Genomic DNA, 26,955 nt, shown 5'->3' with positions numbered 1-26,955 from the left:
CAACTAAGATTGTTATTCAACACGCTGATCAATGCTGAGATTTAACAAATCTGTACCACGAGTAGCAACTGGCGAAATCTGCGTTTGCCAATCACCAGGCTGAGCTATCGGTTGATTAGTGCGAGAAACTCGGGCAATAACCGTTACCTCAGCAAAATTACTCAATTGTAAGCCCGCAGCCATCGCCTGAGCATCGCTAAGGGTGATGACCTGAGGTAAGTCTGCCACCGTTAAACGCTGCACAGCCAGAGGCATTGGTGGGCCGCTAACAGCTTTGGCCAAAACAAATACACTATCGGTACTATTTACCTCTGCTTTAGCTGCATCCGAGAGCGCAACAAACACTTGAATTTGCGCACGCTCCATCCAACTTAAATCAATTTCTTCCCCCTGCTCGGCGGCAAGACTAGCAGCTCGTTCAATGCCTTGGCCCAACGACTGCGATTCTGGCCCTTCCGGCATGCCAAGATAAAGCCCCTTCCAATGATCAACCGCAGCACTGTAATGGCCTAACTCAAAGGCTAAAATGCCAGCAATACCCATCGTTTGACGTTGATTAGGCGCCAACTCTAACGCTCGTTTAACTAAGCCGTAGGTTTCTTCATCAGCGACTTGATCGTTAGCGAAAAAACGCGCCTGTGCCAGTAATGTCATGGTCGCCGCTCTATCTTGTGCGGCTTCCGCAGGCAATGCCGCTAGAATATCTGCAAACACATCCGCCGCTTGGCTGAAATCACCTTGAGCATTTAATAACCGACCAAGTAAATAATTCCACTCGATCTCTTCAGGGTCGTGCTTAGCAGCAGCGGTTAAACGCTCAATCAACTCTTCACGTTCTTTATCCGATAGCTCTACCGAACTGGCTTTATCCAGCAACGCGGTCGCCGCGATAGCGTTAGCCGCACCCCACTGTTGATACAAAAGCACGGTAGCACCAACCGCAACCGCAACCACAGCAACCAGAAAACCCGCTCGCAGTGCTTTGCTCGGTGTCTTGGAATAGCTCTGCGCCTGATTAGCATTCGCCAGCAACTCCCGGTCTAGCTCTAAACGCAGCGCTGCTTTTTCGTCTTCAGTGATTTCCATAGCGTCAATATCGGCGCTACGCGTTTGATATAAGCGCAAATTCTCACTTTGCTGAAGAGACGCAGAATCACTATCTAAATCAGCATCATCACTTTTTAATAATGGCTGTAATAAAATGACGAACAACACGGCCGTCAGTAACAATAACAATGCCCAAATCATGACTGGTCGGCCTTATTTGTTGATTCGCTTTTTAAATATTCATTTTTTAATGCTTCGATACGCGCTTTCTCATCATCGCTAAGATCCGCCACGGGTTTCTTCTGCGCGCGACGAATGCCGATAATTAATAGTAAACCGAGCAAGAAGGCGACACCCGGCCCACCCCATAAAAATAAAGTATTCCAACGAAATGGCGGGTTGTAACGAACGAAATCACCATAACGAGCAACAAGATAATCAACAATCTGATCATCCGTTTGCCCATCTTGCATTAAGGTATATACCTTTTCGCGCAGATCGGCGGCTACAGGCGCACTTGAATCAGCGAGGTTTTGATTCTGACATTTAGGACAACGTAGGTCTTCGGCTAATGATTCAAAGCGTTGCGCTTTTTCAGGATCATCAAACGGATATTTCTGGCCATCAACAACAGCAAGCGTCGGCAAGCTCAGTAATGCCAATACCACTAAGGCTAAATAATTGCGCATTATTCCATCGCCTCAAATTGAAGTTTCAATGTCTGCCAAACCTTAGGATTTAAATCACCGATATGTTTAGCGCGAATAATACCCTTAGAATCCACTAAGAAAGTTTCTGGTGCACCGTATACACCCAGCTCCAAACCCAGCTGACCATTCGGATCAGACAAATTCCATATGTACGGATTACCAAACGACATTAACCAGTCTTTTGCCTTCTCGTCATTGTCTTTGTAATTGATTCCGAAAATACGTACGCCTTGACTGGCCAACTCATTTAAAAACGTGTGCTCTTGCTTACACGTAGGGCACCAAGTAGCCCACACATTAACCAGTGCAGGTGCGCCAACGATGTCCGCTTTCGTCACTGCTCGGCTGTCTTCCAAAACCGTTAATGAAAATTCAGGAAAAGGATGATCGATTAATGGCGATGGCAAACTGGTTTTATCTTCTTGACCTAAGCCAATCCAAAACACCACCGCCATGAGTACGAAAATACCAAGAGGAATAAAAAGCAAACTACGATTCATGCGTTTACTCCCCCCAGTTCAGCACCTTTTGCTGCCGTTACTTTTTTATCAGCGCGACGACGATAGCGTTTATCCAACATAGCTAAGAAACCACCACACGCCATAAAAATAGCACCCAGCCATACCCAGCGCATAAATGGCTTAACCTGCAAGCGCATCCCCCAAGCACCGTTGTCTAACGGTTCGCCCATAGAGACGTATAAATCACGGAACAAAGAGACATCAATAGCCGCCTCTGTCATCACCGAACCACGAGCGGTATAGCGACGCTTTTCCGCCATCAAAGTGCTAATTAACTTGTCATCTTCATACACATTAAAGCGCACGGCATCAGAGGTATAGTTTGGCCCAGTGATGTGTCCGCCCTGAGCAAATTCAAAGACATAATCACCTAAGGTTTCACGTTCACCAGGAGCAATCCTTACCGATTTTTCAGTACTGTAGTTAGCCACCATAGTGACACCCACAATCGTCACCGCCACACCTAAGTGCGCCAAAATCATACCGAGATAACTCATTCCTAAATTAGGAATTCGAGTAATTTGTCCGCGTGATTTTTTCCACACATCAATAAAGGTGGCTAGCGTGAGCCAAATACTGACGCTTAAACCAAGCACCACCATGCCTTTCAATTCACCGCTGATAATCATTGGCGTAATAATGGCAAAAACAATCGCTGCTATCGCCGCAGGCCAAAGCATAGTGCCGATACGACCAAGCGAATCGACTTTCCAGCGTGACATAGCACCTGCACCCACCACAACCGCAAGACCTACGCTAAGCGGAACAAACATAGTATTAAACCAAGCGGCACCCACAGACAATTTGCCGAGTCCCATAAAATCGTACACAAGCGGATATAGTGTTCCGATTAAAATAGCTAAAGCGATGACCACTAACAGCAAGTTATTTAGCAGTAAAAACATCTCGCGCGATACCAGCTCGAAACGTCCCGTTGAGGCTACGGTCGGTGCTTTTATCGCGTATAAAAGTAAGGATCCACCAACACAGATACCGAGCAATGCGAGAATAAAAATACCGCGCTCAGGATCAGAAGCGAACGCATGCACGGAAGTTAATACCCCAGAACGAACCAAGAAGGTGCCGAGTAAACTTAACGAAAAAGCAAAGATCGCCAGCAACACAGTCCAGCTTTTAAATAAACCGCGTTTTTCCGTTACCGCTAAGGAATGCAGTAACGCAGTTGCAACCAGCCAAGGCATTAATGATGCATTTTCTACCGGATCCCAGAACCACCAGCCACCCCAGCCAAGTTCGTAATACGCCCACCAGCTACCCAATGCGATGCCGACAGTTAGGAAGATCCACGCAGCGGTTGTCCACGGACGCGACCAACGCGCCCAAGCGGCATCCAAACGACCACTCATTAACGCTGCGATAGCAAAAGCAAAAGCCACTGATAAGCCAACGTAACCCATGTACAAAGTAGGCGGATGCACAATCAAACCGAAATCTTGTAGCAAGGGATTAAGGTCGCCGCCTTCGGCTGGAGCCGATGGCAAATGACGACTGAATGGATTTGAGGTTTCAAGGGTGAACAAAATAAAGCCCACCGACACCATGCCCATTACCGCAAGTACTCGAGCAATCATATCGATAGGTAACGACTTACTTAACCAAGCAACCGCCAAGCTCCACAAGCCAAGCATAGTTACCCATAGCAGCAAAGAGCCTTCATGAGCGCCCCATACCGCGCTGATTTTAAAGGGTGTTGGTAACGCGGTATTGCTATTGGCAGCGACATACGCCACCGAGAAATCATCAACAACAAAGCAATACGCTAAAGAAAATAGCGATATCAATAAAAATAGCGCTTGGCCAGTCGCCAAAGGGCGGGCATACGCCATTAGCCAAGGCGCTCCACGATTTACGCCTACCAATGGAATGACCACTTGAAAAGCGGCGCAGACAAAAGCAAATATTAACGCTAGTTGGCCAAATTCGGGCACCATACTGTACAGCTCTGTCATGTTATTAATCCCTTGCCGCTTCCAGTGCTTGTTTACCATCAAGGTGCGCTTTTTCAAGCGCGTCTTTTACTTCTGGCGGCATATAATTTTCATCGTGTTTTGCTAAAACCTCAGAGGCAATAAAAACGCCATCTGTATTTAATTTACCCAGTGCGACAATGCCCTGACCTTCGCGGAATAAATCTGGCAGGATGCCGTCATAGGTGATGGTCACTTCGGATGCACCATCCGTGACCACAAAGCTGGCGCTTAAACCGTCACGCACTACACTGCCGACCTCTACTAAGCCACCAGCACGGATAGTACGACCCGGTTCAACTTCACCATTGGCAATTTGCGTTGGCGTCATAAACAGATTGATATTCTGCGTAAGCGAGTACATTAGTAAGCCAACCGCAGAGCCTACGGCGATGACTAAAAATACAATTAACGTAAGACGTTTTTTACGCTGAGGGTGCATTGTGCTTCTCCCGACGCAAGCGCTGTGCTTGCTCTTTCATTAAACGACGACGGCGCAGAATGGGCTGCACCACGTTGACCGCAATAATCACGGCTGTGATTCCATAAGACAACCAGATGTAGAGTCCGTGTTTTCCCATGGCGATAAATTCTGCAAAACTATTAAATTCCATAACGCGAGTCCTATTCCTGACCACTTAATAGCTGTTTTACCCAGCTACGTTTGCGTTCATGCAACAAGATTTCGTTGCGCGTATTCAGTATTACCAGCAAGGCAAAAAACACGTAGCTGGTAACGATCATAATCAACAAAGGGACCAGCATATCGGGGTCCATTGACGGCTTTTCGGTGAGCTTAAGCGTCGCTGGCTGGTGCAAGGTATTCCACCATTCAACTGAGTATTTAATGATCGGAATATTCACTAATCCCACCAGCGAGAGAATGGCACCTGCTTTGTAAGATGCGTCGTCAGACTCCATGGCTCGCTGCAAAGCAATAACCCCGAAGTACAAAAACAACAGCATTAACATTGACGTTAGGCGTGCATCCCAAACCCACCAGGTTCCCCAAGTCGGTTTACCCCAAATGGCACCCGTCAGTAAGGCAATTAGACAGAATGAAGCACCGATAGGCGCAATCACTTTTGCCACCCACGCTGCCATTTTCATGCGCCAAATAAGATACACAGCACCCGCAACCGCCATCATCATAAAGGCACTCTGCGCTAAAATGGCCGCCGGAACATGAATATAAATAATACGGAAACTATTACCTTGTAGGTAATCTGCCGGAGCATAAGCCAAACCGAGAACCAAACCGACCACAGTGCCGATGATAGAAATTGCGGCCAACCAAGGAATCCAAGGCGTAGTCAGCTCGTAGAACCATTTCGGTGAACCCATTCGATGATAAAGCTGTGTCAGCCATTGCCACATAACAAAATTACCGCGATAAATTTAATTTGAGTGCCGCTGCTGCAGCAAACGGTGTGAACGCCAGTGCCAACGCGAACATCGCACCGAGCATGGCTATTTGACCATTGTACGGCATGCCGATACCGGCGTGATAAACCGCACTGGCCGCAAAAATCAAAACTGGAATATACAGGGGTAAAATTAATAAGGTGAGTAACAATCCACCGCTACGCACACTCGAAGTCAGGGCTGCCCCAACAGCCCCCAATAGACTCAAAATGGGAGTGCCGACCGCCAAACTTAAAATCAATGCGCCGTAGGCATCATTTGGCAGCGCCAACATCAAGCCTAAGACAGGCGACATAAGAGTTAATGGCAAACCACTAATACACCAATGAACCAAGGCTTTACCTAAAGCCATGCCGTAAAGAGACTCGCCCGAGGCCAACCATTGTTCCAACGAGCCATCTTCCACATCGGCACGAAACAATGCATCGAGGGAAAGTAGGGTCGCCAATAACGCCGCTACCCAAATGACGCCCCCTGCGATTTTAGCCAAAAACGACGGATCAGGATCAACCGCTAACGGAAATAAAGCCGCCACCATCAGAAAAAACATCAGTGGATTCGCCCACTCGCCAGGGTTACGTGCCGCTAGCAACAAATCACGCTTAACCGTCGCACCAATCAAACTCATGAATGCACGCTCCCAAGCTCTAACTGGCGTAAAGAAGGGATGCCTTGAAGAGCATGATGACTGGTGATAATAACTGCACCACCCCCGGTAACATGCCGTTCAAGTTGCTGTTCTAACCATGTAACGCCGTAATGATCGAGTGCGGTAAAAGGTTCATCTAAAATCCACAAGGGCGCTGGGCAAACACATAGTCGCGCCAAAGCAACGCGCCTTTGTTGTCCAGCAGAGAGCTGCTGACAGGCAGTTTCTTCATACCCAGCCAAAGAAACTTCTTCTAACGCCTGCCACAGAAGATCATCGGCCACATTCCATTGGCTCGTTAACCAACGTAAATTCTCAATCGGGGTTAGCGCACGTTTAACTGCCGACAAATGCCCCATGTATAAACGCTGATGGGCATAATGGGCATACACTTGCTGAAGCGGCTCTCCGGCCCAGAGAACCTCGCCGTCAAAATCTTGATTCAAGCCCGCTAACAAGCGCAGTAAGGTTGTTTTACCTGCGCCATTTGGCCCGACTAACTGCAATAAATCACCATTAGCCACATGCACCGATAACTGCTCAAATAGCACGCGATCATCGCGCTCGCAGGTCAATGAAGTAGCTGTTAACTCTATCTGACTGGCTCGTTTTGGGGCCGTCATCGGAACCTCTTAATAGTGATTTATCGCTACTGGTATCCCAGCGCGGCCGCATTATAACCAAAAACAGGCTGACGAACCTGAGCTCAGGCAACTATGATGGGTAAAGATGCGTCAATGGCCGCCGATATCTTACGTATGAAAACCGATTCTATTCCATTATTCACCACTAAAACGCTCGCTTCAGCGCGTGTTAGTAGCACCCCTGCGAGTGTTGAGTCCTCAGTTCAAGCTGCCACAAGCAGCCAGAACAACAGCCAACCTGCGCAAGCCGAAGCTAAAGTCATCGCCAGTAAGTTACAGCCCCAACCGGAAAATAGCGCCAACTCAAAAACTTTCACCAAACCCGAATGGCAATTGACCTTAGAAATCGATGGTAAAACGCTAAAGGTAAATAGTCGGTTGCCCCTCCCTGTCGACAGTCGGGTAACAGTCACTGTAAGCCAAGATGCTAATGGCAAACCACAACTCAATGTCGACGCTATCGAACTCGCATCGACAAAACCCGTGGTGGCAAGCAAAACATCAGAAACCGTGGCCAACAGCGCGGAAGCGCGCCCAGCATCAAACCCCACGGCCAATTTATTACAGATACTTAAAGGCGCAGTAAGTAGTACGCCTCAGGCACCCAGTGCGATTGTCAGCCAATGGCTAGCCAGCCGTTTACCTGCGACAACCCAAGCGCAGGTAATCCCTGCAGCACTGAAAATGATAAAGTCTAGCGTGAACCCAGCGAATAATCCTACAACCAGTTCAGCAGCAAACACTAACTCAATACCCAGCGCTAGCAGTACCGTCAATGCCTTACTAGCGCAACAGCTGCCAGACAGCGTACGCCAAAGCCTGAGCCAATTTATCGCTGCGCAACCTGAGCGGCCCGCCCTAAACCAAGGCAGCCAAGTAGAAAGTGCAGTACGCAACTCGCCACAACAGTACGAACGGCAACTATTACAGCACGTCGTGCAAAAGCTACTGCCCAATGCCGAATTACCATCTGCTATAAAAAACAGTTCGCCATCGTCGATATTTCAACAACTATGGCGTAACGCCCCTTCTAGACCACTGACGAATTCAGACGCTTCAACCGCTACAACGACCCGTACTGCGAGTGCTGCGCCAAATAGCATGAACATGGAAAAAAGCACCAACGGCTTAAGTTTACGTGAAGGTTTAAAACAAATATTCAGTCCGACAAGCGTGGACAATGGCACTCTAGGGGGCAATAAGCAGCTGCGCACACTCAGCGACGCGATTGCTGTTTTGTTAAACAAAGGTCAGGCAAACGACGGTGCTAAGAGCGCCACGCCAACAACCTCTAGCGTCCTTGCCACAGAAAGCGCGGCAAAATCACAGATTAACGCAGGGCATATTCCGCTTAACGATGATCAAGCATTGGCTAAATTACTCACACACAACCTCAAAGGCGCATTAGCCAAAGCATTTGTCGACTGGCAAGGACAACTAAGCGGTAATCGCGGAGTTGCCACCAGCCATTTACCCTTATCGTTTAGCGCTGCAGCCGATGATGTACCCGATGCCTTTCGCTTGCTGCAATCGACGTTAGCGCAACACGAAGTGGAGCAATTTCGCACGGTGCAATCCAGTAGTGAGCAATTGCAAACCTCTCTAGCCTTGCTATACCGCGATGGTAATCAACTGCGCGATATACCTATGCACATGCAGCGCGAAGACGGGGGCCAAGGAAATAAAGACAATGAAGTAAAACGCCAAAGCCGTTGGCGCATAAAACTGCACTTCAATCTGACAGAACTAGGGCCATTGGATGTCGATCTTGATTTACGTATGCCCACCATGTCGGCCACCTTTTGGTCGCAACAACCGGAGACTTTAGCCCGTATTAACCAAGCTATTGCCCCGTTGCGAAAGCGCCTTACGGAGCTCGGTGTTAGCGTCGAAACCTTGCAAGCGAAGCACGGCCAACTGCCACCACAAGAACACGGCAACATTCAACATTCACTCGTGGATATTCACACATGAGCCTGCCGGATAGCCTGTTTGAAAGCACCGAAGCCATTGCCATTAGTTATGACGGCTTAACCGCGCCCAAAATTAGCGCCAAAGGCGAAGATGACCTTGCCCAAGCCATTATTCAGCTCGCCCTGACGCACAAAGTACCTGTGTATGAAAACGCTGAATTAGTCAGCTGGCTTAGCCAACTCGATCTAGGTGACGAGATACCGCGACAGCTGTATCAAGTCATCGCCGAGATATTAGCCTTTGTTTATCACTTAGAGGGCAGAACGCCCGACAATAACTAGAGAAGCTGCCACCAATTAATTAGGCAGCTCCACAATACAATCAGTCGCCAGAAACGGTTCCGCCTGCAACTGGTATATCTTGCGTGGTTGATCGGCATAACCATTCATACGCCAATGAGCACACCGTATATTGTCGACAATAGTAATATCACCCGGTTGCCAACGAACTAACCGAGAATTTTCGAACGTTGCGTTAATGAGTTCATCCATTAGTGCGAACTTATTCGAAATAGGATTGCCGTTGTGCTGTGTAAGCTTCCACTCTAATCGCCATGTACTGGCCATGCATTCCTTGTCTAATGGTTTCCGTTCTGGGAATGTTTTACTGGCAGCCGCATAAACACTATCACCGCGATAAGCCCAAATCTGAGGGCAAAGTAATCCATTATCTGGATGGCGACACAACACGGGAATACGGTCCATTACCATCTGCATATGCTCGTCAGGGCGCAAGTAGTGTTTAATTCGACCAGCCACTAATATTGCGCGTTCCAACCAGTTCAGGCGCTTCACGCTAGTGAACTCAAATTGCTGCCAAGCATCCTGTAACGCTACTTGAGTTTCTGGCGACAGGGATTTGTAAACGCTATTTAAATCGGCAATTCCAGTCTCACCCCAAGTGGCAGGCGCTTCTTCGCAATACATAAACAAATAACGTGCACGCTTATTGTATACGCCACCCTCGACATGCGGCCCTTGTACTGAATTATCGATGCGCCCAAGTTGCTGCAGCTCTGAGTTCAGATAACTTCGATTGTCGCCAGCACCGAGAATTCCGTCCGTGATTCTTCGTACGAACGTAATGATAGGTCCAGCAACTTTCATCTTATTAAAAACATTCCATGTTTTGATCGAGAGATCATTCTGCAAAAAACGTTGAAAGTGATGAGCATCATTAATGTCAAAATCTCGAAAAATTATAAAGCCGAAATCTCGAACTTTATTATAAATAAAATCTTTCCATTGAGCGCGATCAATTGGGACATCATTGGGAGTTAAAATATAAGGCGCGCCAATAACTCGTTCTTGTACGCTCGTTTCAACCACTGAATTCCGCGAGGCATACTCCACGGTAATATCCATATTAATTTCCTTATTATTATATTTTTTGTATTGTTCAGTAGATCAAGGATGATTCTGCCACAACAATATTCATACATTCCGAGCCAATAACGATCAACATTGCCAATCTTTATAAAAAAATAGAATAAATTGTTATCGTATAGACAACCTCAGCCACGCGAGTCGCAGTGAGACAAAATATGGCACGCAGTTAATGCCGTAGGTGGCTTTTCACGCCAACCTTCTTCCAGAAAATCAACTCTTCAGTAAGTGCTGCTATTTACACAACCCCAATGCTAGAGTAGCTGAAGAAATCGTCTGCCTTCTAGGAGTTACCATGACGGAAAAAGATTACATCGCTCAACTGTTTCGTGTGCGACGTGAGCGTTTTGGGATTTCTGATGATATCTATTGGGGCTGGTTTAATCCTGATGATGGTAGCGTTGAATGGAAAACGTGGCGCCATGGCATGGGAGGTTTCGCGAACATTTTACGACCCTTAGGCTTTCCTTGCGATCCACTACCAATATGTAATGAAAATAAGGTCCCCAGTTGGCTAGAGATTTTTCGCGCGAGCAAAGAAAATCCACGTCCTGCCGCCCTTAAGCAAATCAACTGGAAGCAAACCTATGCATATTCACCCGACAGTATGCGCATGCCAGAAGTTGCTCTTCTTACACGGGAAGAAACAATAGCTTTAAAAGAAAAAGGGAAAAATCAAAAGTTAAATTACAGTAATCTAGCATTTTCAGCTCTTAACAGGGTCGTCGCTAAGAAACTCGTCAATGGAGACGATCCTTATTACTGGTTCATCGGAGTGAATATCCGCGGTGCCACCAATATTCGCAATGAGCAGTTTAATCAAGTATCTGGTATTAATTTACCGATATATCCAGACTCAGATGCCGCTCACTGGCAACAGCAGATGCGCTTGGCGTTAAAAAGCAAAAGTCACTGGGCAACTTGGAAACTGGCTAATATCGGTAAATACATAGGCGATGGCGGACTGTCGCTAGTCTATCGTTTATCGACCAATTCCAGTCACTTTGCCGGGAGCTGCTCGGTCATGGGCGATTGGCCATTACCTGACGAGCGCAATCCTGAAATTAACGACAACCGCTTACTATGTGCCGCAGGTCCTGGTACTGCAAACTACCCGATTAATAGCTCACTTGTTGGCTGGAATGGTGCAACCACCCTAACACTCAAATTACACCCATATATCTGTGAAAATCAGGCGCTCATCAAAACTCTGGTGAATGCTTGGCGAGACGAAATCCTAAGAGATTTGTAAATTCATGCCCTAGCGGCACTCGCCCCGCAACGACATCGGTATTTTACTGCGAATAACATCAACTTGTTCGTCACAAGCGAATAAATAGTGAAGTTTGGTAAAGGCCGCTTCCGCGGTCATATCACTACCCGAAGTAACACCAATTTTACTCAATACCGATCCTGAGGCGTAGGTATCTTGAAACACACCACCAGCCAAACATTGACTAACATTTACCACTACAATTCCGCGCTTAACCGCCTCCTCGATCACCTGCATTAACGCGGAATTATGGGAAGGTACATTACCTACACCATAATTACGTAAAATAATCCCTTTCAGCCCTTCCATGTTGAATATTTGCTCAACCATATTCGCCTGAATTCCAGGAAAAAGCGTTAGCATTGCAACGGCTTGAGAATCAAACGTCAGCGCACGAAAATTCGGTAATCCTGCTGGTAACAAAATTCGATTATTGAGCTGAATATTTACGCCAGCTTCTCCTAGCCAAAGTAAATTAGGGGAGTCAAAAGCATCTAAACTCGCGCTATTCACTTTGGTACTACGATTACCCCTTAAGAGCCGCCCATCAAAACAAATACAGACTTCTTTGAGCGCCGAATTAACCGCCAGAAACAGACTATTGAGCAGATTGTTCAATGCATCTGTACGCACCGTATTCAAAGGAATTTGCGAACCTGTGAGGATCACCGGCTTGTCTATTTCCTGTAAAATAAAAGACAGAGCGCTAGCGGTATAAGCCATGGTATCCGTACCATGCAGCACAATAAAACCATTATAGTTATGCCACTGCTGCGTCAATGAAAGCGCTATCCGCGACCAATCATTTGGACACAAGTCAGCACTATCTATTAGCGTATCTAATTGTACTAAGTCATAGACAGGTAACGTGTACCCGTGCAGCTTTTCTGCTAATAGCGCCGAAAAATTTTGTGCGGGCCGATAGCCGTCAGTGGAAGCCTCCATGCCTATAGTGCCACCAGTATGAAGTATCAGAATACGTTGCTGCATAGAGTAATAGCCGCGTCAGGTTAATGATCAACAATGTTCATTATGAGTTTATATCACGATATTTGGCAGAGTTTAGCACAGGAGAAAAACGCAATACTCCAATAAAAAAGCCCAGCACTAGGCTGGGCTTTTTTATTATTTTTCGTTTTTTTAGTGCGCCGTTTCTGCCTGACGCTCTATGGCCGACAGCAACCAGCCGATGTGCGTTTGTACGACATCATCAGGAATCAGGTCAACACCCGATAGTAATTGCGGTAGTGCTTTGTATCGATACGAGTCAATCAGCCCGTGCAAGGACGAAACAAAAAATAGCGCTAATTGCTTCTTCAATGCATCGCCTTTACTACCAATCGTAGGAACAGCATCGGCAAGCAGTGATAACAAGTGCGACTGCCACTCATCAACCATACGGCTGACTTGCAATTGAATTTCTTGATCAACACCATCAGTATGATCCAAGCTCAATAACGGCGGCTGAAACATCAGTTGATAGTACCCAGGGTAGCGCTGTGCGAAATCAATGAGGTTACCAGCAAACGCATACAAGGCAGCAGTGGCGTTAGCTGAGTTAGCCATTTGCTCATTCAGATCGGCGAACGCCATATCAAAGCCGCGGCGTCGGGTGTGAACGAACAAGGCTTCTTTATTTGGAAAGTAGTTGTAGATATTACTCGCCGTCATGCCCAATTGGGACGCTAGCTTTCTCATCGACAAATGATGAAAACCAACTTCAGCCATTACACTTGATGCGCTATCCATAATTCGTTCACGTTGTGCCGCAATTTCTTCCGGCGTAAACGGCTTCTTAGGCATAACCAACCTCGTTGACTACAAATCTCAGAAGCCAGTGTTTCGCAACTGAGAATTGTTATACAGATTTCAGGATCCGCCTATCAAACGTGCAAAAGGTGCCAAAATCAAGGCAATTAGCGACTAAATGCTATTTATTTTGCTCTAAACGGCAAATTTTTGATGTGGAACAATATAAGCCAAGATCGTCATGGATAGACTGCGCCGATTCTATTGCTAGATTCAACTAACTGAAGATTCACCTGCAGAGCTGCCTAATATGTCAGAGCACCTTATCTGGGATCCATTAATGATCCAGCGCTACAACACCGCAGGACCTCGTTATACGTCATTTCCAACGGCGGTAGAGTTTCGCAATGTTGATTCCGACCAGTTAGAGCGCAATGCGCTATGCACTCCAAGCCATACGCCACTCTCTCTCTATCTCCACATCCCCTTTTGCACCCATGTTTGCTACTACTGCGGCTGCAATAAGATAGTGACGAAAAACAAAGGGCGATCGATCCCCTATTTAGAACATTTGAAAACCGAAATCAGGATGAAGCATGCGTTGCTCGGAGGCTCGCGCAGTGTTGAGCAGCTGCATTTAGGTGGCGGCACACCGACATTCTTAAGTGATGATCAACTCACGGATTTGATGGAGTTTTTACGTAACTTATTTACTTTCAGCACCGCCGAGACTGCTGATTATTCGATAGAAATCGACCCGCGAGAGCTCCGTCCAAACACACTCAAGCGCTTGCGCGAACTGGGATTTAATCGCTTGAGCTACGGCGTACAAGATCTAGACGAGCGAGTTCAGGCGGCGGTCAACCGAGTCCAGCCCGAGAGTATGATTCGCGCCGTTATGATTGAGGCACGAGAGCTAGGCTTCCGTTCGATCAATATTGACCTGATCTATGGTTTGCCACATCAATCAGTAGAAAGCTTCGATAAAACACTCGATGCCATTATTGATATGCGCCCAGATCGGTTATCTATTTTCAACTATGCTCATTTACCGCAGCGATTTATGCCTCAGCGACGCATCAGCGAAGATGACTTGCCCTCGGCCCAAGAGAAGCTGCAAATTTTCGGACATGCAATTAGCAAACTCGATGACGCTGGCTACCATTATGTCGGGATGGATCACTTTGCTCTGCCTGATGACGAACTTGCCATTGCCCAACGCGACGGCAAGTTACATCGAAACTTCCAAGGATACACAACTCACGGCGACTGCGACCTAATTGGCTTTGGGGTCTCATCTATTAGTCAGGTTGGCGATCTCTATAGCCAAAATGCGGTATCGTTAGAAGACTGGCAAGAAGCGCTAGAAAACGGCGGACTACCGCTGAGTAAAGCCTGTAAAACCAATGCCGACGACCGTCTCCGTCGAGATATCATCATGGGGCTATTGTGCCATCTTGATATCCGCTTTAACGAACTGGATCAGCAACATAACATCGACAGCCGCACTTATCTCAGGCAGGATTTAGCTCGGTTGCAACCCATGTGTGATGACGGACTCGTAAACATTGACGAGCACGGGGTGCAGATTACAGATTCAGGTCGCTTACTGGTACGTCATGCCTGTATGGCCTTCGACCCATACCGGCAACAGGATGACCAAACCCGTTTTTCCAAAGCTATCTAAGAATTGGACCAAGCGCCTCTGGTGGGCGCAATGGCCCCTTTATGTACTGCTATTTCTGGGGATGAGCCATAGCCTCAATCGCCATTTACTCGAAGAAGGCACTAAGCTGCCGAACTTGTCGCTCTATACGCAAAGCGGCGCCCCTACTCAGATAAAATGGCCACAATCCGAGCAAACAATTGTTCTGTATGTCTTTGCTCCTTGGTGCAGCATTTGTCGAGTTAGCATGCCCGGCTTGAACTTGATACCGCAAGAACGTGCACGCGTGATTGGTATCGCACTTGATTGGGATAGCGCCAAGCAAGTAGAAGACTTTGTAGCATCCACTGGTTTCAAGGGGGAATGGTATTTAGGCGGGACCAAAATAGCTGAAGCACTAAAAGTTACTGGCTACCCCAGCTATTATGTCGTATCTGGCGATGGCCTAGTTAAGCATCGAGATCGAGGTTTAACGACACCTCCTGGGCTATGGCTAAGAACGATACCTGATAACTAAAGGCTTAACTTTAAGCGCAATGATATCAATAGTTAGCCAACTCATTTTCAGGTCGCCAAATCTTCCAGCGGCCATTCTCGTGTTTAAAAATCACCCGCGTTTCAAATGGCTTCTGAAAAGACTCTTGGCTGCGTCGTAACGTCCGCGCAGCACGGAAGGCTGGGTCTCGTACCCAGCTTTCAATATCATCCACATACCAAGCCACCATCGCCTCAGCATACGTCTCGTCCGCTTGCTGCTGCGGCTCAGATAACGACATGATCTCTTTCACCCGCCGAATACCGTAATAAAACCCTTCGGGATCTTCATCGTTCAACGCACGATAATCCCAAGTAAGCACAACGCGCTTTTTCCCCGCGCCCATGTCTTCCATGTACATCTTTTCGTCTCTGGCGACCATCTGATGACGAAACAAGGCCGCTAATGTCACCGCATCGCGACTCGTAGAAGCGCGTTCAACTTGCATAGGCAAACGCATGGGCGTCCAATACAGGCGCTCACCTGCAAAATCTTGCTGCAAGACACTCGCTGCCATATTTGGGCCAAATGCGGGTTGAGTTAGGCCAAAACTTGAAAAAAGTAACAAAATTGTAAGAATCAATGGTTTCATCTTTTCCCTCCAACCCTTAGGATAGCCGCTCTTTTTTTGATCATGTAATTTGTCACGAAAGTGTCATTGATTTGTTATAAATTTTGGCAAATCAGAGAAAACGGGAAGAACCATGCAGCAAGCCATTGCCCCCCTGCGTACCGAAATCGCTGAAGCGTCGCTGGTTGCGCGCATCACTGACGATCCGCAAGAGATTCAGCAGGCGCTTGAACTCCGTTTCCGTGTCTTTGCCGAAGATATGGGAGCCGATGTTGAAGGCGCCCACCTAGGCATAGACAAAGATCGCTTCGATGACCTGTGTATGCACTTGGTGATCAAAGATGTAAACAACGACCGTGTGGTTGGTTACAGCCGTATTCTGACCAATGAACTGGCAGAAAAAGCCGGCGGATTTTATTCATCGACTGAATTTGATCTCAGTAACATAGTACGGGACGGTCGTACTTTTATGGAAATTGGTCGCACTTGTGTTGATCCAGATTTTCGTAGTGGCTCAGCCATTGGCATGCTTTGGGCATTTATCGCTCAATACCTCGATGATCAGAACATCGATTACCTCATGGGGTGTTGCAGCATTCCTTTGTCAGATGGCTATGCCCGTGCCGTTGCCGTCGTTAATCATTTACGCGAACACCACTACACCACTCCCGATCTGCGTGTGACGCCAAAAGTACGTATGCCTACCATTGATGTCGATATGGATGGTAAACACTTGGTACCCTCACTACTGCGCGCATACTTGCGCCTAGGCGTGAAAGTGTGTGGTGAACCGTACCTAGACAAAGACTTCAACGTTGCCGATGCCCTGATTTTGTTGCACCGCACAGAGCTCGATCACCGCTATCTGCGTCGTATCCTCAAAAGTTAACTCAGTATTCCGCAGGCATGCTTAGAATGATGCGTGCCTATGCGGTAAACTTCAGCCTCACTTCAATCTGTGAGGCAACATGAAAAAAGCCATCATGCGCTGGTTATCTTCCCCGCGCATCTTCCGTCATACCATCAATCTGTTTACCCCATATATTGGCGCTGGCATTAAAGCGACCTATTTATCGCCGGACTACCGTGAAATCCATGTGCAAATGAAATTGCGCTGGTACAACCGTAACTATGTTGGCACCCACTTTGGCGGCAGCATATTTGCCATGACAGACCCCTTCTACATGTTGCTGTTCATGAATATTCTCGGGCCAAAATACATCGTATGGGACAAGGGCGCAGATATCGACTTTGTAGCTCCCGGTAAAGGCACCATCAGCGTACGCTTTATCATTACTGACGCCATGCTGGACGAAGTTTTAGCGAAAACGGCTAATGGTGAGAAGTTTGAGCCAACCTACGAAGTGCACGTCATAGACGAAGCTGGAGAACTAGTCGCCTCCGTGCAGAAACGACTTTATATACGCAAACATCCACGCCATCGTTGAGCGCGGTCTGTCGGGCTAAATCTTTCTGCTCTGCTACACTTTTTGTATCGACGTGTGTGCTAATCACACATGCTCACGATTCAACAAGGTAACCGCTATGACCACCATGACTATTAACCAAGCTGTCGAAATCATCTCTGACTTACTTCAGACACTTGAGAACGCTTATTGGGAGGCAGCAAACTGTGAAGAAAAGGATCGAGTTTTCAATCTTTCACAGATACTCAATGCAGAATACATCGAGCTATTAAAAATTAGCGTACAAGATCATCACTATGAATACGAAGTCATCTCAATTGCTAAGGCAGAATTACTCCAAGCATTGAATAATTTCGCCTTTAACTGTCAACAACACGTTCGTCGACAGCCAACAGCCACTCGACTGCAACAACTGCTCTCGCAATTCAGCAACAACCTCAATTAAGAGGAGTGAAGCTGTTTCATCATTGCGTTAGAAGTGATCGAATAGAGGCCAAGTCGACCGTTTGACTGAAACGATTACGACCTGCGGATTTAGCAGCGTAAAGCGCTTCATCCGCCGCCTCCATGAGAACCATCACATCGTCGTCCAATCGCGGCTCACACCACGCCAACCCCATACTCACGGTAACGTAAGGATTTACGTCGGAGCCGGCATTAGGAATCGCCAAGTCTTCAATAGCTTGTCGCAAGCGCTCAGCCACTACTGCCATACCATCAAATTGAATAGACGGCAGTATGATTGCGAATTCTTCACCACCAAAACGAGCCACCAGATCGCGTGGACGCTGCACTTGTTGCTTCAGGGTCTGAGCAACACGACGCAGACATTTATCACCTTCAACGTGGCCATAATTGTCGTTGTAGCCTTTAAAATAATCGATATCGATCATAATCAAACCAATATTGCCGCCCTCGCGTTGTGCGCGACGCCACTCTGCTAGCAAAAAATCATCTAAGTAACGACGATTGGCAACTTGAGTGAGCGCATCCGTGCTGGATAAACTTTCTAATCGGCGGATCTGTGCACGATGACGTAAAACGACCTCAATACGGGCTTTACAGAGCTCTAGATTCAAAGGCTTGCGAATATAGTCCAACGCGCCCACCTCTAACGCAGCCAACTCGGCCTCGTCGTCATCTGGTCCCATAATAATCAAACTGACATTACGACTCAGAGGACTCTCTAGCCATTGCTTGCAAAAAGATGCCAACTGCTGACCAACAAATGCCATATCAAGTAGCAAGATATCCGTCTGATGAGATGGCTCGCTCAGTCGATAAATTAACTGTTCCTGATTCATTGCACTAACCAATGTGGATGCAGAACCCAAGCAGGCACCCAACTGCGCCTGAACAGCTAAAGTTTCGTCAGCAATAATAATGATTGGATCTTGCGGCATAAGCATTAATATCCGTCAACGTGAGAACAGTATTATCGACCAGAATACACGAAACTTTGGCGCTGTTAATAAAACTTAACAAATATTTACTGGACGTCAGTTTTCCACATATTCGACCATGAAAAATCGTCAATAATCTGCCAAGGATATCGCATATAGCGATATTTAAGTAAACTAACAGGCGCTCGAAATGGCGTTAAAAGTACATTTTAAAATGAACGTCCAGAACTAAAAATCGTTATAGAGACTCTAATGAAGCCATTACTATTACTTATTTCTTCACTATTAATCGCTGCTTGCACGCCACAGTCAGATGAAAGTGATAGCCCTAAAACACTGATAAATCGGGATGTAAACCTGCCCGACTTTAGTGTTTACAATGATGTAAATGAAAAAAAAGCAGCGTTCTTTGGGTATCTTCTACCACTTATCGAACAAGCGAATTTGGATGTTAAGGCAGAACGTGAAGAAATGATGGCGATGGAGAAACGTCAACCTCTCGATCGTAAAGATAAAAATCGCTTAAAAGAACTCGTACTAAAATACAAAGTAGATGAATCATTGCCTGCCAAAGAGAAAATTCAGATATTGCTCAATCAAGTCAATGTCGTACCACCATCGCTTGTACTTGCTCAAGCGGCCAATGAATCAGCGTGGGGAACCTCGCGCTTTGCCGTCGAAGGCAACAATTTATTCGGGCAATGGTGTTTTCGTAAAGGCTGTGGTCTAGTGCCCGAAGCACGCGGGGACGACGCTAACCATGAAGTAGCTGCATTTGAAACGCCATTTCGTTCGATTTCAAGCTACATTCGCAACCTAAACCGCCATCCGAGCTATCAAGAACTGCGCGAAAAACGAAACCAACTATTAACAGATCAAGGCTATGCCACAGGTGAGCAGCTAGCCGAAGGGCTAATGCATTATTCTGAACGCGGAGAGGAATATGTTAACGAAATTCAAGCTATGATTCGTTATAACAAACTGAACCGTTACGATCCCAAAAATCCAGAGAGTTAAACTGCATGCCTAACGACGTCATAGACAAGATGGCAGAAAGTCCAAAAAGTAGTAACCCTACACAAATAGGCAGTAGTGATGACGCTTTGATAAATGACTTTAAAATTGTTTTTAAACGACGTGATTGGCTTTGCATATTTCATGGCGATCAGGATGGGCAACTTAGTTGGCTATCCACTGAAGGGTTAGTAGTCACTGCAGCCAAGCGTTTGCCCGTTGGCTGTCAGGTATGGATTAGTCTGCGCTCGCCTTATCATATTCTGCATCGAATTCCAGCGGATATTGTGCGAGCAGAACCCTGCAAAAATAGCTTCCGCTACAGCATGCGCTTCCAACTTGAAGAACTACCGGAAGAAGGCCGTCGTGGTGCTCGCATGGTTTTGCAACAATTAACTCATAGTCTGCAGCATTAATTAACTTAATGGTTTCAAGGAGTGTACCGTGCAGCAATCTGTTTTAGTCGTTAACTGTGGCAGTTCATCCATCAAATTAGCCTTGTACGCCGACGGCAGTGCGAGCGCACCGATTATGACCGCTTTAGCCGAACGCTTAGGTGGCGAAAATGCTTCCCTCACTATTAAGGGAGAATTAAGCCATTGCGAATCCGGTTTAATGGATCACCGCAAAGCATTGAGTCGGTTTATCGAGCTGGCTAAATCACAATTGAATAATCTTGTAGGTATCGGTCATCGCGTCGTTCACGGCGGAGAGGCCTTTCATAGTAGCACCCTACTAACTGAATCGGCGTTAGCTGAATTACGTCCTATATCTGCCCTAGCACCGTTGCATAACCCTCGTAATCTTATGGGTATCGACCTGTGTAACGACTTATTGCCGGGCGTTCCTTCAGTAGCCGTATTTGATACTTCTTTTCATCAGTCTATTTCCGAACAAGTTTATCTCTATGGGGTACCCTACGACTGGTATGAGCAAGATCAAGTGCGACGTTACGGTTTTCACGGCACCAGTTATCGCTACGTGTCACAAAAAGCCGCCGATTTATTGCAGCGACCCCACGAGGATTTACATCTATTAATCGCCCATCTCGGCAATGGCTGTAGCGCTTGCGCCGTACGGCAAGGTAAGTCGGTAGACAGTTCAATGGGGCTGACACCACTTGAAGGCTTGGTTATGGGAACCCGCAGTGGTGATATTGACCCCGGTTTAATTGAACATATGCAGCAATCCAGAGGCATGACCCTAGAGCAAACAATGAATGCACTGAATAGAGAAAGCGGACTTCAAGGCTTGTCGGCAGGACTCAGCAACGATATGCGTACCCTGCTGGAAGCCGAGAAGAATGGTAATGAAGCAGCCACCAGAGCGATTAAAGTCTTTTGCTTTCGAGTAGCTCGCAATTTGGCCGCGTTATCTACCTCGTTGCCGACCATCGATGCGGTAGTGTTTACTGGGGGCATTGGTGAGCATGCAGCAGTGATTCGCCAGCGGATTTTAGCGGCATGGCGTCCTATGAACTTCAGGCTTGATGATGCGTTAAATGCTCAGCACGGTGATCAATGCGGTCGAATTAGTCAAACAGGTAGCCCATTGGCAATGGTCGTACCTACCGACGAAGAACGCATGATTGCACATGATACTTATCAATTGGTTACCCATGATTAACATTTTTATTGCTCCAACCGATATTGAAAGCGGCCTAACAACCATTAGTCTTGGCTTAATTCAAGCGCTTGATTCCCAAGGTCTAAAAGTCGGATTCGTTAAGCCCGTCGCACCTGACTATGCCGCCAGCGAGCGTTCAACCCATCTCGTGCGCTCGGTATTGCATTTAGAAACACCGGATCCAATGAGCCTGCAAACGGTGCAGCACAGCATCAGTGAGGGTCTGCTGGATCGTGTCCTTGAAGATGTCGTCGGTTTACATGCGCAAGTAACCCACGATTGCGATGTCATACTCATCGAAGGGCTAACTCCAGACCGCAGCGAACCCTACACAGCAAAACTCAATGTAGAGATTGCCAAAGCACTTAATGCTGACGTGCTGCTTGTTGCTAATGCTGAAGGTCGCAGTATCAGCCAACTAGGTTCCGATTTACGTTTACAAATCGGCCTATTCGGTGGTGCCAAAGCAAATATTATGGGCTGCATCATTAATAAAGCTGGCGCTCCTGAGCTGAAGGACTCATTACCAACCGCCGAATCGGCACCAGAAACACTGCCGCCCGCAGGCTGCAGTGCGCACGAGTGCGATAACTTGCAAATGGATAACTGCCCTGTTTTAGGAGTCATTCCTTGGCAGGCCGACCTGTTAAGCCCTAGAACCTTAGATATTGCACGAGCATTAAAAGCCGATGTTATACACCAAGGAGAACTTGATAGCCGACGCGTCACTCGCGTAACACTGTGCGCTCGTTCTCTTGCCAATATTATTGACTTGCTCCGACCGGGAACATTGGTCGTTACCCCCGGCGACCGCGACGACATCATAGTGGCAGCAGCCATGGCCGCAACCAATGGAACTCCTCTTGCCGGCCTGCTATTAACCAGCGGCTATGCTCCCAATAAAGGCCTAGATGAACTATGCCAGCGGGCATGGCAAACCGGACTACCGGTGCTAAGTGTCAATACCGATACATTTGCAACCGCACGAGCACTCACGCAACTCGATACTCATGTGCCGATCGACGATGGTGATCGCGTACATCGCATCATGAATGTCATTGCCTCCCATCTGCATAGTGAACGCCTGTTAGAACGTATTGGCGCACCGCACACGCCACGCTTGAGCCCTGCGGCTTTTCGCTACCAATTGGTATCAAGAGCACGCGCTGATGTCCGCCGAATCGTATTACCTGAAGGCGAAGAACCAAGAACGGTTCAAGCCGCTGCTATTTGCCAACAGCGAGGGATTGCTCAGTGTATTCTGCTAGGTAAACGCGACACGATTGAGCAAGTCGCACGCGCCCAAGAAATTGAACTGCCCGATGACTTATTAATCATTGACCCTGAAGATGTCCGCGAACAATACGTTGCCGGTATGGTTGATTTACGCCGTCACAAGAATCTTACAGAACCAATGGCTTTAGCCCAACTTGAAGATAATGTCGTGCTCGGCACTATGATGCTGGCACTCGATGAAGTCGACGGCTTGGTCTCTGGCGCGATTCATACAACGGCCAATACCATTCGCCCTGCGTTGCAATTAATTAAAACGGCACCCGGAGCCAAATTAGTATCCTCAGTATTCTTTATGGGTTTACCAGACCAAGTTTTGGTCTATGGCGACTGCGCAGTCAATCCCGATCCTACCGCCGAAGAACTTGCCGACATCGCCATCCAAAGTGCTGAATCAGCAACCGCAATGGGCATTCCTGTTCGCGTTGCAATGCTGAGCTATTCCACCGGCGAATCAGGCACGGGAGCGGACGTAGAAAAAGTGCGCGCCGCGACGCAAATTGTTAAACGTGATCGCACTGACATTGTGATTGATGGCCCGCTTCAATACGATGCTGCCACCACCGCCAGCGTAGCGCGTAGCAAGGCTCCGAACAGCCCTGTTGCTGGTCAGGCCACAGTGCTAATATTCCCCGATTTAAACACCGGCAATACCACTTACAAGGCCGTTCAACGCAGCGCCAATGTCATTAGCATTGGCCCTATGTTGCAAGGGCTTGCTAAACCCGTTAACGATTTGTCGCGCGGCGCATTAGTAGAAGACATTGTCTACACCATTGCTCTGACGGCAATTCAGTCACAACATCAAACGAAAGGATAATCCACGCATGCTTCCGCTATTTAAGGGTATTGTGGCCAGCCTACTCCTGCTGGTAAATACGCTGTTTTGGGCCTGTTTCTTATTTAGCTTTACGCTATTTAAAATCATTCTCCCAATACCGGTGATTCGTCGCCTAATTACAGCCATTTTGGATACCATCGCCAATGCTTGGATTTCATGTAACTCCGGCTGGATGATACTGACCCAAAGTATGGATTGGAAAATTGAGCGCCCCTTCAACCTAGATAAAAAAGGCTGGTATTTTGTTCTCAGCAACCACCAAAGCTGGGTCGATATTTTAGTGCTGCAGCACAGCCTTAATGGGCGTATTCCATTGTTAAAATTCTTCCTAAAGCAAGAATTAATAAAAGTCCCTATCATGGGAGCGGCATGGTGGGCACTCGACTTTCCATTTATGAAGCGCTACAGCAAAGCGTATTTGGAAAAGCATCCCGAAAAGAAAGGACAGGATTTAGAAACAACGCGCAAGGCATGTGAGAAATTCAAAGATCTCCCAACCAGTGTTATGAATTTTCTGGAAGGTACCCGCTATACCGAGCAAAAGCACGCCGAGCAAAAATCAGAATTCAAACATTTACTGAAACCCAAAGCCGGCGGAATGGCATTCGCAATGAGCGCTATGGGAGACCAATTTAAATCGATTCTAGATGTGACAATTTATTACCCTGATGGCATCCCAACTTTTTGGGATTTCATGCAAGGAAAAATGCCGCGCTGTAGCGTCGTTATTGAAGAAAAGGCAATTCCTAAGGAATTGATGAACGGTGATTATGAAGCGAGTGATCGCTACCGTTTAGATTTTCAACTTTGGGTTCAGCAGTTGTGGGAAGAAAAAGACCGTCGTTTAGAGACAATGCGTAAGCAGTACAACTAACGATTAAGCGGCGCAACTCACACGGTTGCGCCCGCTGCCTTTTGCTTCGTATAAATGCTCATCTGCGCGACGTAAAAGCGCTTCATAGCTTGATCCCATTGCCGGCACTTCTGCGGCTACGCCAATACTCACCGTAGCCACTTCATGATTCGATTTTTCATGCTTTAACCCCAAGGCTTCCACACCGCGGCGAATCTCTTCTGCCATACGGCAGGCTTCTTCGCTCTTGGTTTCTGGCAGCAAAATAACGAACTCTTCGCCGCCATATCGCGCGCATTCATCACCAGGACGCTTACAGTACTCGTTGATCTTTGCAGCCACAGTACGTAAACAAATATCGCCTTGCTGATGTCCATAAAAATCGTTGTAGCGTTTAAAGGCATCGACGTCGATCATAATAATGGCCACCGGCAACGAATTACGCATGCAACGATTCCACTCTTCGAACATTTTCTCTTCGATAAAACGACGATTGGCGATTCCAGTTAAACTATCCGTCGTTGATAGCTGATGCAAACGTAATCCTAAATACTTCAACCGCTAGGCTTCTAGCGCTAACAAACGATTCTTAATGTAATCCGTACGCGCAGATGCCTCAATTTCGAATGACAAATATGCACCCATAGCAATTAATATCATCCAAAAAAGTATGTAATAAGGTGCTATAGCGTGCGCTAATACATCGACAGGGGTTGGATCAATAGGCAGAGGAACATTAGCCACGAAAATGGCGTAAGTTATCAACATCGCTAGCGACGCGACAAACATGATACGAAAATTTACCCTTAGCGCCATCATGGTGAAGACCTGCATCGGGATCATACCCATATGATAAAAATAGCTCATCTCCACTTCAACGTAGGTTACATTCCACAGCAGCGAAGCAAAACAAATGTAGGTACCAAGCCCGACCAAGTATAGACGGTATGCCTTCATAGTCGTTTTAAACGTAAAAAAAACAACCGCAGCCAACGCAACCGTAATACAAGCTCTTATTGTGAGAAGGTAGATCCCATTATCTCCACCAAAATGAAGATCCGCCCAACCAAACAAGAGAAAGATCATCAATCCCGCGTAAACAATACGAAGATCACTTGTAAGAGTTTGAGTAAGACTGTACTTCGCATACGCATCTTCTAATTCACGCGGAAAAAGCACAAAGAAACGTCCGCGCTGCAGTAATGCTAACAACGTGTTAATTTGCCCCTCAATCGGGCCTAATGTCGCGCTATCTTGTCCGATGCTGCCTTTATGCACTTATGTTCCCATTTGTTATAGTTCTTACATCTGTAGAATAGGACATCGGGTGTTACAATGTAGTGCCCGTCATCACAGATTAGTCTAGTTAAAATCTCTTAAAAGTCACTGAGGTTCCCATGAAGGTATACGACGACATTAGCCAATCCGTTGGTAACACACCCCTTGTTCGCATAAACAAGTTAACGTCTCACCCACATGTTTATGCCAAACTCGAAAGTCGAAATCCAGCACAATCGGTGAAGTGTCGCATCGGCGCCAACATGATTTGGCAAGCAGAGAAAGACGGCGTGCTCAAACCTGGTATGGAAATCGTAGAACCGACCAGCGGCAACACAGGTATTGCTCTCGCCTTTGTCGGTGCGGCTCGGGGCTATAAAGTGACATTAACTATGCCTGAGACTATGAGCATGGAGCGTCGTAAGGTCATGCAAGCGCTGGGCGCCAACCTAGTTTTGACAGAAGGCGCAAAAGGCATGAAGGGCGCTGTTGATGCGGCTCAAGCCTTAGTGGATGAAGACCCGAACCAACGTATTATCCTGCAGCAATTTAACAATCCGGCGAATCCTGCAATCCACGAGCTGACCACAGGCCCAGAAATTTGGAACGATACCGACGGATTAGTCGATATTGTTGTCGCTGGAGTCGGCACTGGCGGCACCATCACAGGTATCTCGCGTTTTCTAAAACAACATAAAGCTGTAACTTCTGTCGCAGTAGAGCCAGCTGATTCGCCCATCATTACCCAAACGCGAAATGGTGAAGAAATTAAACCTGGGCCACATAAAATCCAAGGAATTGGCGCCAATTTCATTCCAGGTAATCTAGACATCGCCATTCTTGATCGCGTTGAGCAAGTCAGCAACGACGACGCGATGAAAGTCGCCCATGAGTTGATGTCAAAAGAAGGCATCTTAGCGGGTATTTCATGTGGTGCCGCCATGACCGCCGCTCTGCGCGTTGCGGCAGAGCCTGAAAATGCTGAGAAAGTGATTGTCGTTATCCTACCAGACTCTGGTGAACGTTACTTAACGTCACCATTGTTCGAAGGATTTTTTAAATAAGCAGAAACTGAAAGATGCC

Annotated in this window: 30 protein-coding genes; 14 read left to right on the top strand and 16 right to left on the bottom strand. The window is 47.1% G+C overall.

All coding sequences use genetic code 11. The annotated features are described in order from the left end of the window. Window positions 1-12: 12 nt before the first annotated feature. Genes ccmI through ccmA form a run of 9 tightly spaced genes read right to left on the bottom strand, consistent with a single transcriptional unit; the run spans window position 13 to window position 6,963 of the window. The gene (gene ccmI / locus TOL_RS05220) at window positions 13-1,248 is read right to left on the bottom strand and encodes a c-type cytochrome biogenesis protein CcmI (RefSeq protein ID WP_015486251.1); all 1,236 of its coding nucleotides are present in this window, start codon (window positions 1,246-1,248) and stop codon (window positions 13-15) included. Continuing rightward, the gene (locus TOL_RS05215; protein ID WP_015486250.1) at window positions 1,245-1,736 is read right to left on the bottom strand and encodes a cytochrome c-type biogenesis protein; all 492 of its coding nucleotides are present in this window, start codon (window positions 1,734-1,736) and stop codon (window positions 1,245-1,247) included. Before TOL_RS05215 ends, ccmI begins: the two co-directional genes overlap by 4 nt. Further along, window positions 1,736-2,257, bottom strand: a complete 522-nt coding sequence (locus TOL_RS05210; RefSeq protein ID WP_015486249.1) for a DsbE family thiol:disulfide interchange protein — start codon at window positions 2,255-2,257, stop codon at window positions 1,736-1,738. Before TOL_RS05210 ends, TOL_RS05215 begins: the two co-directional genes overlap by 1 nt. Continuing rightward, window positions 2,254-4,230 (bottom strand): heme lyase CcmF/NrfE family subunit, encoded by a 1,977-nt coding sequence (locus tag TOL_RS05205; RefSeq protein WP_041588724.1) that lies wholly within the window; start codon window positions 4,228-4,230, stop codon window positions 2,254-2,256. Before TOL_RS05205 ends, TOL_RS05210 begins: the two co-directional genes overlap by 4 nt. A gap of 22 nt (window positions 4,231-4,252) precedes the next feature. Then, complete coding sequence (gene ccmE / locus TOL_RS05200; protein WP_015486247.1) at window positions 4,253-4,708, bottom strand: cytochrome c maturation protein CcmE; 456 nt, start codon at window positions 4,706-4,708, stop codon at window positions 4,253-4,255. After that, window positions 4,692-4,880, bottom strand: a complete 189-nt coding sequence (gene ccmD, locus TOL_RS05195) for a heme exporter protein CcmD (protein WP_015486246.1) — start codon at window positions 4,878-4,880, stop codon at window positions 4,692-4,694. The genes ccmE and ccmD overlap by 17 nt, the downstream gene beginning before the upstream one ends. A 10-nt stretch (window positions 4,881-4,890) precedes the next feature. Next, window positions 4,891-5,643 carry a heme ABC transporter permease gene (locus TOL_RS05190; RefSeq protein WP_015486245.1) on the bottom strand — a complete coding sequence of 251 codons (753 nt, stop codon included), beginning with the start codon at window positions 5,641-5,643 and terminating at the stop codon, window positions 4,891-4,893. Between the two features lie 7 nt (window positions 5,644-5,650). Continuing rightward, the gene (gene ccmB / locus TOL_RS05185; protein WP_015486244.1) at window positions 5,651-6,319 is read right to left on the bottom strand and encodes a heme exporter protein CcmB; all 669 of its coding nucleotides are present in this window, start codon (window positions 6,317-6,319) and stop codon (window positions 5,651-5,653) included. Further along, window positions 6,316-6,963, bottom strand: a complete 648-nt coding sequence (gene ccmA, locus TOL_RS05180; RefSeq protein ID WP_015486243.1) for a cytochrome c biogenesis heme-transporting ATPase CcmA — start codon at window positions 6,961-6,963, stop codon at window positions 6,316-6,318. Before ccmA ends, ccmB begins: the two co-directional genes overlap by 4 nt. A gap of 114 nt (window positions 6,964-7,077) precedes the next feature. Here ccmA and fliK point away from each other — a divergent pair, with 114 nt between their 5' ends. Beyond that, complete coding sequence (gene fliK / locus TOL_RS05175; protein ID WP_158505905.1) at window positions 7,078-8,958, top strand: flagellar hook-length control protein FliK; 1,881 nt, start codon at window positions 7,078-7,080, stop codon at window positions 8,956-8,958. Continuing rightward, window positions 8,955-9,239 (top strand): EscU/YscU/HrcU family type III secretion system export apparatus switch protein, encoded by a 285-nt coding sequence (locus TOL_RS05170; RefSeq protein ID WP_015486241.1) that lies wholly within the window; start codon window positions 8,955-8,957, stop codon window positions 9,237-9,239. The genes fliK and TOL_RS05170 overlap by 4 nt, the downstream gene beginning before the upstream one ends. Window positions 9,240-9,254: 15 nt before the next feature. Here the strand turns inward: TOL_RS05170 and TOL_RS05165 are convergent, their stop codons facing one another. Then, a complete protein-coding gene (locus TOL_RS05165) occupies window positions 9,255-10,322 on the bottom strand; it encodes a TauD/TfdA dioxygenase family protein (protein WP_015486240.1) in 1,068 nt (355 codons plus the stop codon). A 316-nt stretch (window positions 10,323-10,638) separates the two neighbouring features. Here TOL_RS05165 and TOL_RS05160 point away from each other — a divergent pair, with 316 nt between their 5' ends. Then, window positions 10,639-11,595, top strand: coding sequence for a hypothetical protein (locus TOL_RS05160; RefSeq protein WP_015486239.1), 957 nt, complete (start codon window positions 10,639-10,641; stop codon window positions 11,593-11,595). Between the two features lie 9 nt (window positions 11,596-11,604). Here the strand turns inward: TOL_RS05160 and TOL_RS05155 are convergent, their stop codons facing one another. Then, on the bottom strand, window positions 11,605-12,606 hold the full coding sequence (locus TOL_RS05155) for a type I asparaginase (RefSeq protein WP_015486238.1): 1,002 nt from the start codon (window positions 12,604-12,606) through the stop codon (window positions 11,605-11,607). A 150-nt stretch (window positions 12,607-12,756) separates the two neighbouring features. Further along, window positions 12,757-13,419: a TetR/AcrR family transcriptional regulator gene (locus tag TOL_RS18200; RefSeq protein WP_015486237.1), complete on the bottom strand. Its 663-nt coding sequence runs from the start codon at window positions 13,417-13,419 to the stop codon at window positions 12,757-12,759. Between the two features lie 256 nt (window positions 13,420-13,675). Between TOL_RS18200 and hemN the strand changes: the two genes are divergently transcribed. Beyond that, window positions 13,676-15,052 (top strand): oxygen-independent coproporphyrinogen III oxidase, encoded by a 1,377-nt coding sequence (gene hemN / locus TOL_RS05145; protein ID WP_015486236.1) that lies wholly within the window; start codon window positions 13,676-13,678, stop codon window positions 15,050-15,052. Beyond that, a complete protein-coding gene (locus TOL_RS18195) occupies window positions 15,021-15,548 on the top strand; it encodes a TlpA family protein disulfide reductase (protein ID WP_015486235.1) in 528 nt (175 codons plus the stop codon). Before hemN ends, TOL_RS18195 begins: the two co-directional genes overlap by 32 nt. A gap of 25 nt (window positions 15,549-15,573) precedes the next feature. Here the strand turns inward: TOL_RS18195 and TOL_RS05135 are convergent, their stop codons facing one another. Continuing rightward, window positions 15,574-16,158: a hypothetical protein gene (locus tag TOL_RS05135; RefSeq protein WP_015486234.1), complete on the bottom strand. Its 585-nt coding sequence runs from the start codon at window positions 16,156-16,158 to the stop codon at window positions 15,574-15,576. Between the two features lie 112 nt (window positions 16,159-16,270). Here TOL_RS05135 and TOL_RS05130 point away from each other — a divergent pair, with 112 nt between their 5' ends. The 3 genes from TOL_RS05130 to TOL_RS18190 all read left to right on the top strand — a co-directional run bounded on the left by TOL_RS05130 (window position 16,271) and on the right by TOL_RS18190 (window position 18,009). Further along, entirely contained in the window at window positions 16,271-17,026 is a 756-nt protein-coding gene (locus TOL_RS05130; protein WP_015486233.1) for a GNAT family N-acetyltransferase, read from the top strand. Window positions 17,027-17,105: 79 nt separating this feature from the next. After that, entirely contained in the window at window positions 17,106-17,585 is a 480-nt protein-coding gene (locus TOL_RS05125; RefSeq protein WP_015486232.1) for a DUF4442 domain-containing protein, read from the top strand. A gap of 97 nt (window positions 17,586-17,682) precedes the next feature. Beyond that, window positions 17,683-18,009, top strand: a complete 327-nt coding sequence (locus TOL_RS18190; RefSeq protein ID WP_015486231.1) for a hypothetical protein — start codon at window positions 17,683-17,685, stop codon at window positions 18,007-18,009. Between the two features lie 19 nt (window positions 18,010-18,028). On the opposite strand, the gene TOL_RS05115 is transcribed toward TOL_RS18190, so the two are convergent. Further along, complete coding sequence (locus TOL_RS05115) at window positions 18,029-18,973, bottom strand: diguanylate cyclase domain-containing protein (RefSeq protein ID WP_051052378.1); 945 nt, start codon at window positions 18,971-18,973, stop codon at window positions 18,029-18,031. 246 nt (window positions 18,974-19,219) lie between these two features. On the opposite strand from TOL_RS05115, the gene TOL_RS05110 reads away from it, so the two are divergent. The 5 genes from TOL_RS05110 to TOL_RS05090 are packed head-to-tail and all read left to right on the top strand — an operon-like array spanning window position 19,220 to window position 24,615. Continuing rightward, window positions 19,220-19,984, top strand: a complete 765-nt coding sequence (locus TOL_RS05110; RefSeq protein ID WP_015486229.1) for a glucosaminidase domain-containing protein — start codon at window positions 19,220-19,222, stop codon at window positions 19,982-19,984. A gap of 5 nt (window positions 19,985-19,989) precedes the next feature. Continuing rightward, window positions 19,990-20,397, top strand: coding sequence for a hypothetical protein (locus tag TOL_RS05105; protein ID WP_015486228.1), 408 nt, complete (start codon window positions 19,990-19,992; stop codon window positions 20,395-20,397). Between the two features lie 28 nt (window positions 20,398-20,425). Further along, window positions 20,426-21,607: an acetate/propionate family kinase gene (locus tag TOL_RS05100; protein WP_015486227.1), complete on the top strand. Its 1,182-nt coding sequence runs from the start codon at window positions 20,426-20,428 to the stop codon at window positions 21,605-21,607. After that, window positions 21,600-23,720 (top strand): phosphate acetyltransferase, encoded by a 2,121-nt coding sequence (gene pta / locus TOL_RS05095; RefSeq protein WP_015486226.1) that lies wholly within the window; start codon window positions 21,600-21,602, stop codon window positions 23,718-23,720. The genes TOL_RS05100 and pta overlap by 8 nt, the downstream gene beginning before the upstream one ends. 7 nt (window positions 23,721-23,727) lie before the next feature. After that, on the top strand, window positions 23,728-24,615 hold the full coding sequence (locus TOL_RS05090) for an acyltransferase (protein ID WP_015486225.1): 888 nt from the start codon (window positions 23,728-23,730) through the stop codon (window positions 24,613-24,615). Window positions 24,616-24,618: 3 nt separating this feature from the next. On the opposite strand, the gene TOL_RS05085 is transcribed toward TOL_RS05090, so the two are convergent. Both TOL_RS05085 and TOL_RS05080 read right to left on the bottom strand, forming a co-directional pair. Then, window positions 24,619-25,131 (bottom strand): GGDEF domain-containing protein, encoded by a 513-nt coding sequence (locus TOL_RS05085; protein WP_051052377.1) that lies wholly within the window; start codon window positions 25,129-25,131, stop codon window positions 24,619-24,621. A 24-nt stretch (window positions 25,132-25,155) separates the two neighbouring features. After that, the gene (locus tag TOL_RS05080; RefSeq protein ID WP_015486223.1) at window positions 25,156-25,872 is read right to left on the bottom strand and encodes a hypothetical protein; all 717 of its coding nucleotides are present in this window, start codon (window positions 25,870-25,872) and stop codon (window positions 25,156-25,158) included. 119 nt (window positions 25,873-25,991) lie between these two features. On the opposite strand from TOL_RS05080, the gene cysK reads away from it, so the two are divergent. Next, a complete protein-coding gene (gene cysK / locus TOL_RS05075; protein ID WP_015486222.1) occupies window positions 25,992-26,936 on the top strand; it encodes a cysteine synthase A in 945 nt (314 codons plus the stop codon). Window positions 26,937-26,955: the final 19 nt, after the last annotated feature.

It is taken from the genome of Thalassolituus oleivorans MIL-1 (assembly GCF_000355675.1).
In the GTDB taxonomy this organism is placed as follows: domain Bacteria; phylum Pseudomonadota; class Gammaproteobacteria; order Pseudomonadales; family Oceanobacteraceae; genus Thalassolituus; species Thalassolituus oleivorans.
Note: the sequence above shows the minus strand (reverse complement) of the source record. Positions and strands in the feature narration are given on the sequence as shown.

Excerpts from the sequence above, each read along its gene's own strand:
- ccmI (WP_015486251.1), bottom strand. The coding sequence starts at position 1,248 with ATGATTTGGGCATTGTTATTGTTACTGACGGCCGTGTTGTTCGTCATT.
- TOL_RS05215 (WP_015486250.1), bottom strand. The coding sequence starts at position 1,736 with ATGCGCAATTATTTAGCCTTAGTGGTATTGGCATTACTGAGCTTGCCG.
- TOL_RS05210 (WP_015486249.1), bottom strand. The coding sequence starts at position 2,257 with ATGAATCGTAGTTTGCTTTTTATTCCTCTTGGTATTTTCGTACTCATG.
- TOL_RS05205 (WP_041588724.1), bottom strand. The coding sequence starts at position 4,230 with ATGGTGCCCGAATTTGGCCAACTAGCGTTAATATTTGCTTTTGTCTGC.
- ccmE (WP_015486247.1), bottom strand. The coding sequence starts at position 4,708 with ATGCACCCTCAGCGTAAAAAACGTCTTACGTTAATTGTATTTTTAGTC.
- ccmD (WP_015486246.1), bottom strand. The coding sequence starts at position 4,880 with ATGGAATTTAATAGTTTTGCAGAATTTATCGCCATGGGAAAACACGGA.
- TOL_RS05190 (WP_015486245.1), bottom strand. The coding sequence starts at position 5,643 with ATGTGGCAATGGCTGACACAGCTTTATCATCGAATGGGTTCACCGAAA.
- ccmB (WP_015486244.1), bottom strand. The coding sequence starts at position 6,319 with ATGAGTTTGATTGGTGCGACGGTTAAGCGTGATTTGTTGCTAGCGGCA.
- ccmA (WP_015486243.1), bottom strand. The coding sequence starts at position 6,963 with ATGACGGCCCCAAAACGAGCCAGTCAGATAGAGTTAACAGCTACTTCA.
- fliK (WP_158505905.1), top strand. The coding sequence starts at position 7,078 with ATGGCCGCCGATATCTTACGTATGAAAACCGATTCTATTCCATTATTC.
- TOL_RS05170 (WP_015486241.1), top strand. The coding sequence starts at position 8,955 with ATGAGCCTGCCGGATAGCCTGTTTGAAAGCACCGAAGCCATTGCCATT.
- TOL_RS05165 (WP_015486240.1), bottom strand. The coding sequence starts at position 10,322 with ATGGATATTACCGTGGAGTATGCCTCGCGGAATTCAGTGGTTGAAACG.
- TOL_RS05160 (WP_015486239.1), top strand. The coding sequence starts at position 10,639 with ATGACGGAAAAAGATTACATCGCTCAACTGTTTCGTGTGCGACGTGAG.
- TOL_RS05155 (WP_015486238.1), bottom strand. The coding sequence starts at position 12,606 with ATGCAGCAACGTATTCTGATACTTCATACTGGTGGCACTATAGGCATG.
- TOL_RS18200 (WP_015486237.1), bottom strand. The coding sequence starts at position 13,419 with ATGCCTAAGAAGCCGTTTACGCCGGAAGAAATTGCGGCACAACGTGAA.
- hemN (WP_015486236.1), top strand. The coding sequence starts at position 13,676 with ATGTCAGAGCACCTTATCTGGGATCCATTAATGATCCAGCGCTACAAC.
- TOL_RS18195 (WP_015486235.1), top strand. The coding sequence starts at position 15,021 with ATGACCAAACCCGTTTTTCCAAAGCTATCTAAGAATTGGACCAAGCGC.
- TOL_RS05135 (WP_015486234.1), bottom strand. The coding sequence starts at position 16,158 with ATGAAACCATTGATTCTTACAATTTTGTTACTTTTTTCAAGTTTTGGC.
- TOL_RS05130 (WP_015486233.1), top strand. The coding sequence starts at position 16,271 with ATGCAGCAAGCCATTGCCCCCCTGCGTACCGAAATCGCTGAAGCGTCG.
- TOL_RS05125 (WP_015486232.1), top strand. The coding sequence starts at position 17,106 with ATGAAAAAAGCCATCATGCGCTGGTTATCTTCCCCGCGCATCTTCCGT.
- TOL_RS18190 (WP_015486231.1), top strand. The coding sequence starts at position 17,683 with ATGACCACCATGACTATTAACCAAGCTGTCGAAATCATCTCTGACTTA.
- TOL_RS05115 (WP_051052378.1), bottom strand. The coding sequence starts at position 18,973 with ATGCTTATGCCGCAAGATCCAATCATTATTATTGCTGACGAAACTTTA.
- TOL_RS05110 (WP_015486229.1), top strand. The coding sequence starts at position 19,220 with ATGAAGCCATTACTATTACTTATTTCTTCACTATTAATCGCTGCTTGC.
- TOL_RS05105 (WP_015486228.1), top strand. The coding sequence starts at position 19,990 with ATGCCTAACGACGTCATAGACAAGATGGCAGAAAGTCCAAAAAGTAGT.
- pta (WP_015486226.1), top strand. The coding sequence starts at position 21,600 with ATGATTAACATTTTTATTGCTCCAACCGATATTGAAAGCGGCCTAACA.
- TOL_RS05090 (WP_015486225.1), top strand. The coding sequence starts at position 23,728 with ATGCTTCCGCTATTTAAGGGTATTGTGGCCAGCCTACTCCTGCTGGTA.
- cysK (WP_015486222.1), top strand. The coding sequence starts at position 25,992 with ATGAAGGTATACGACGACATTAGCCAATCCGTTGGTAACACACCCCTT.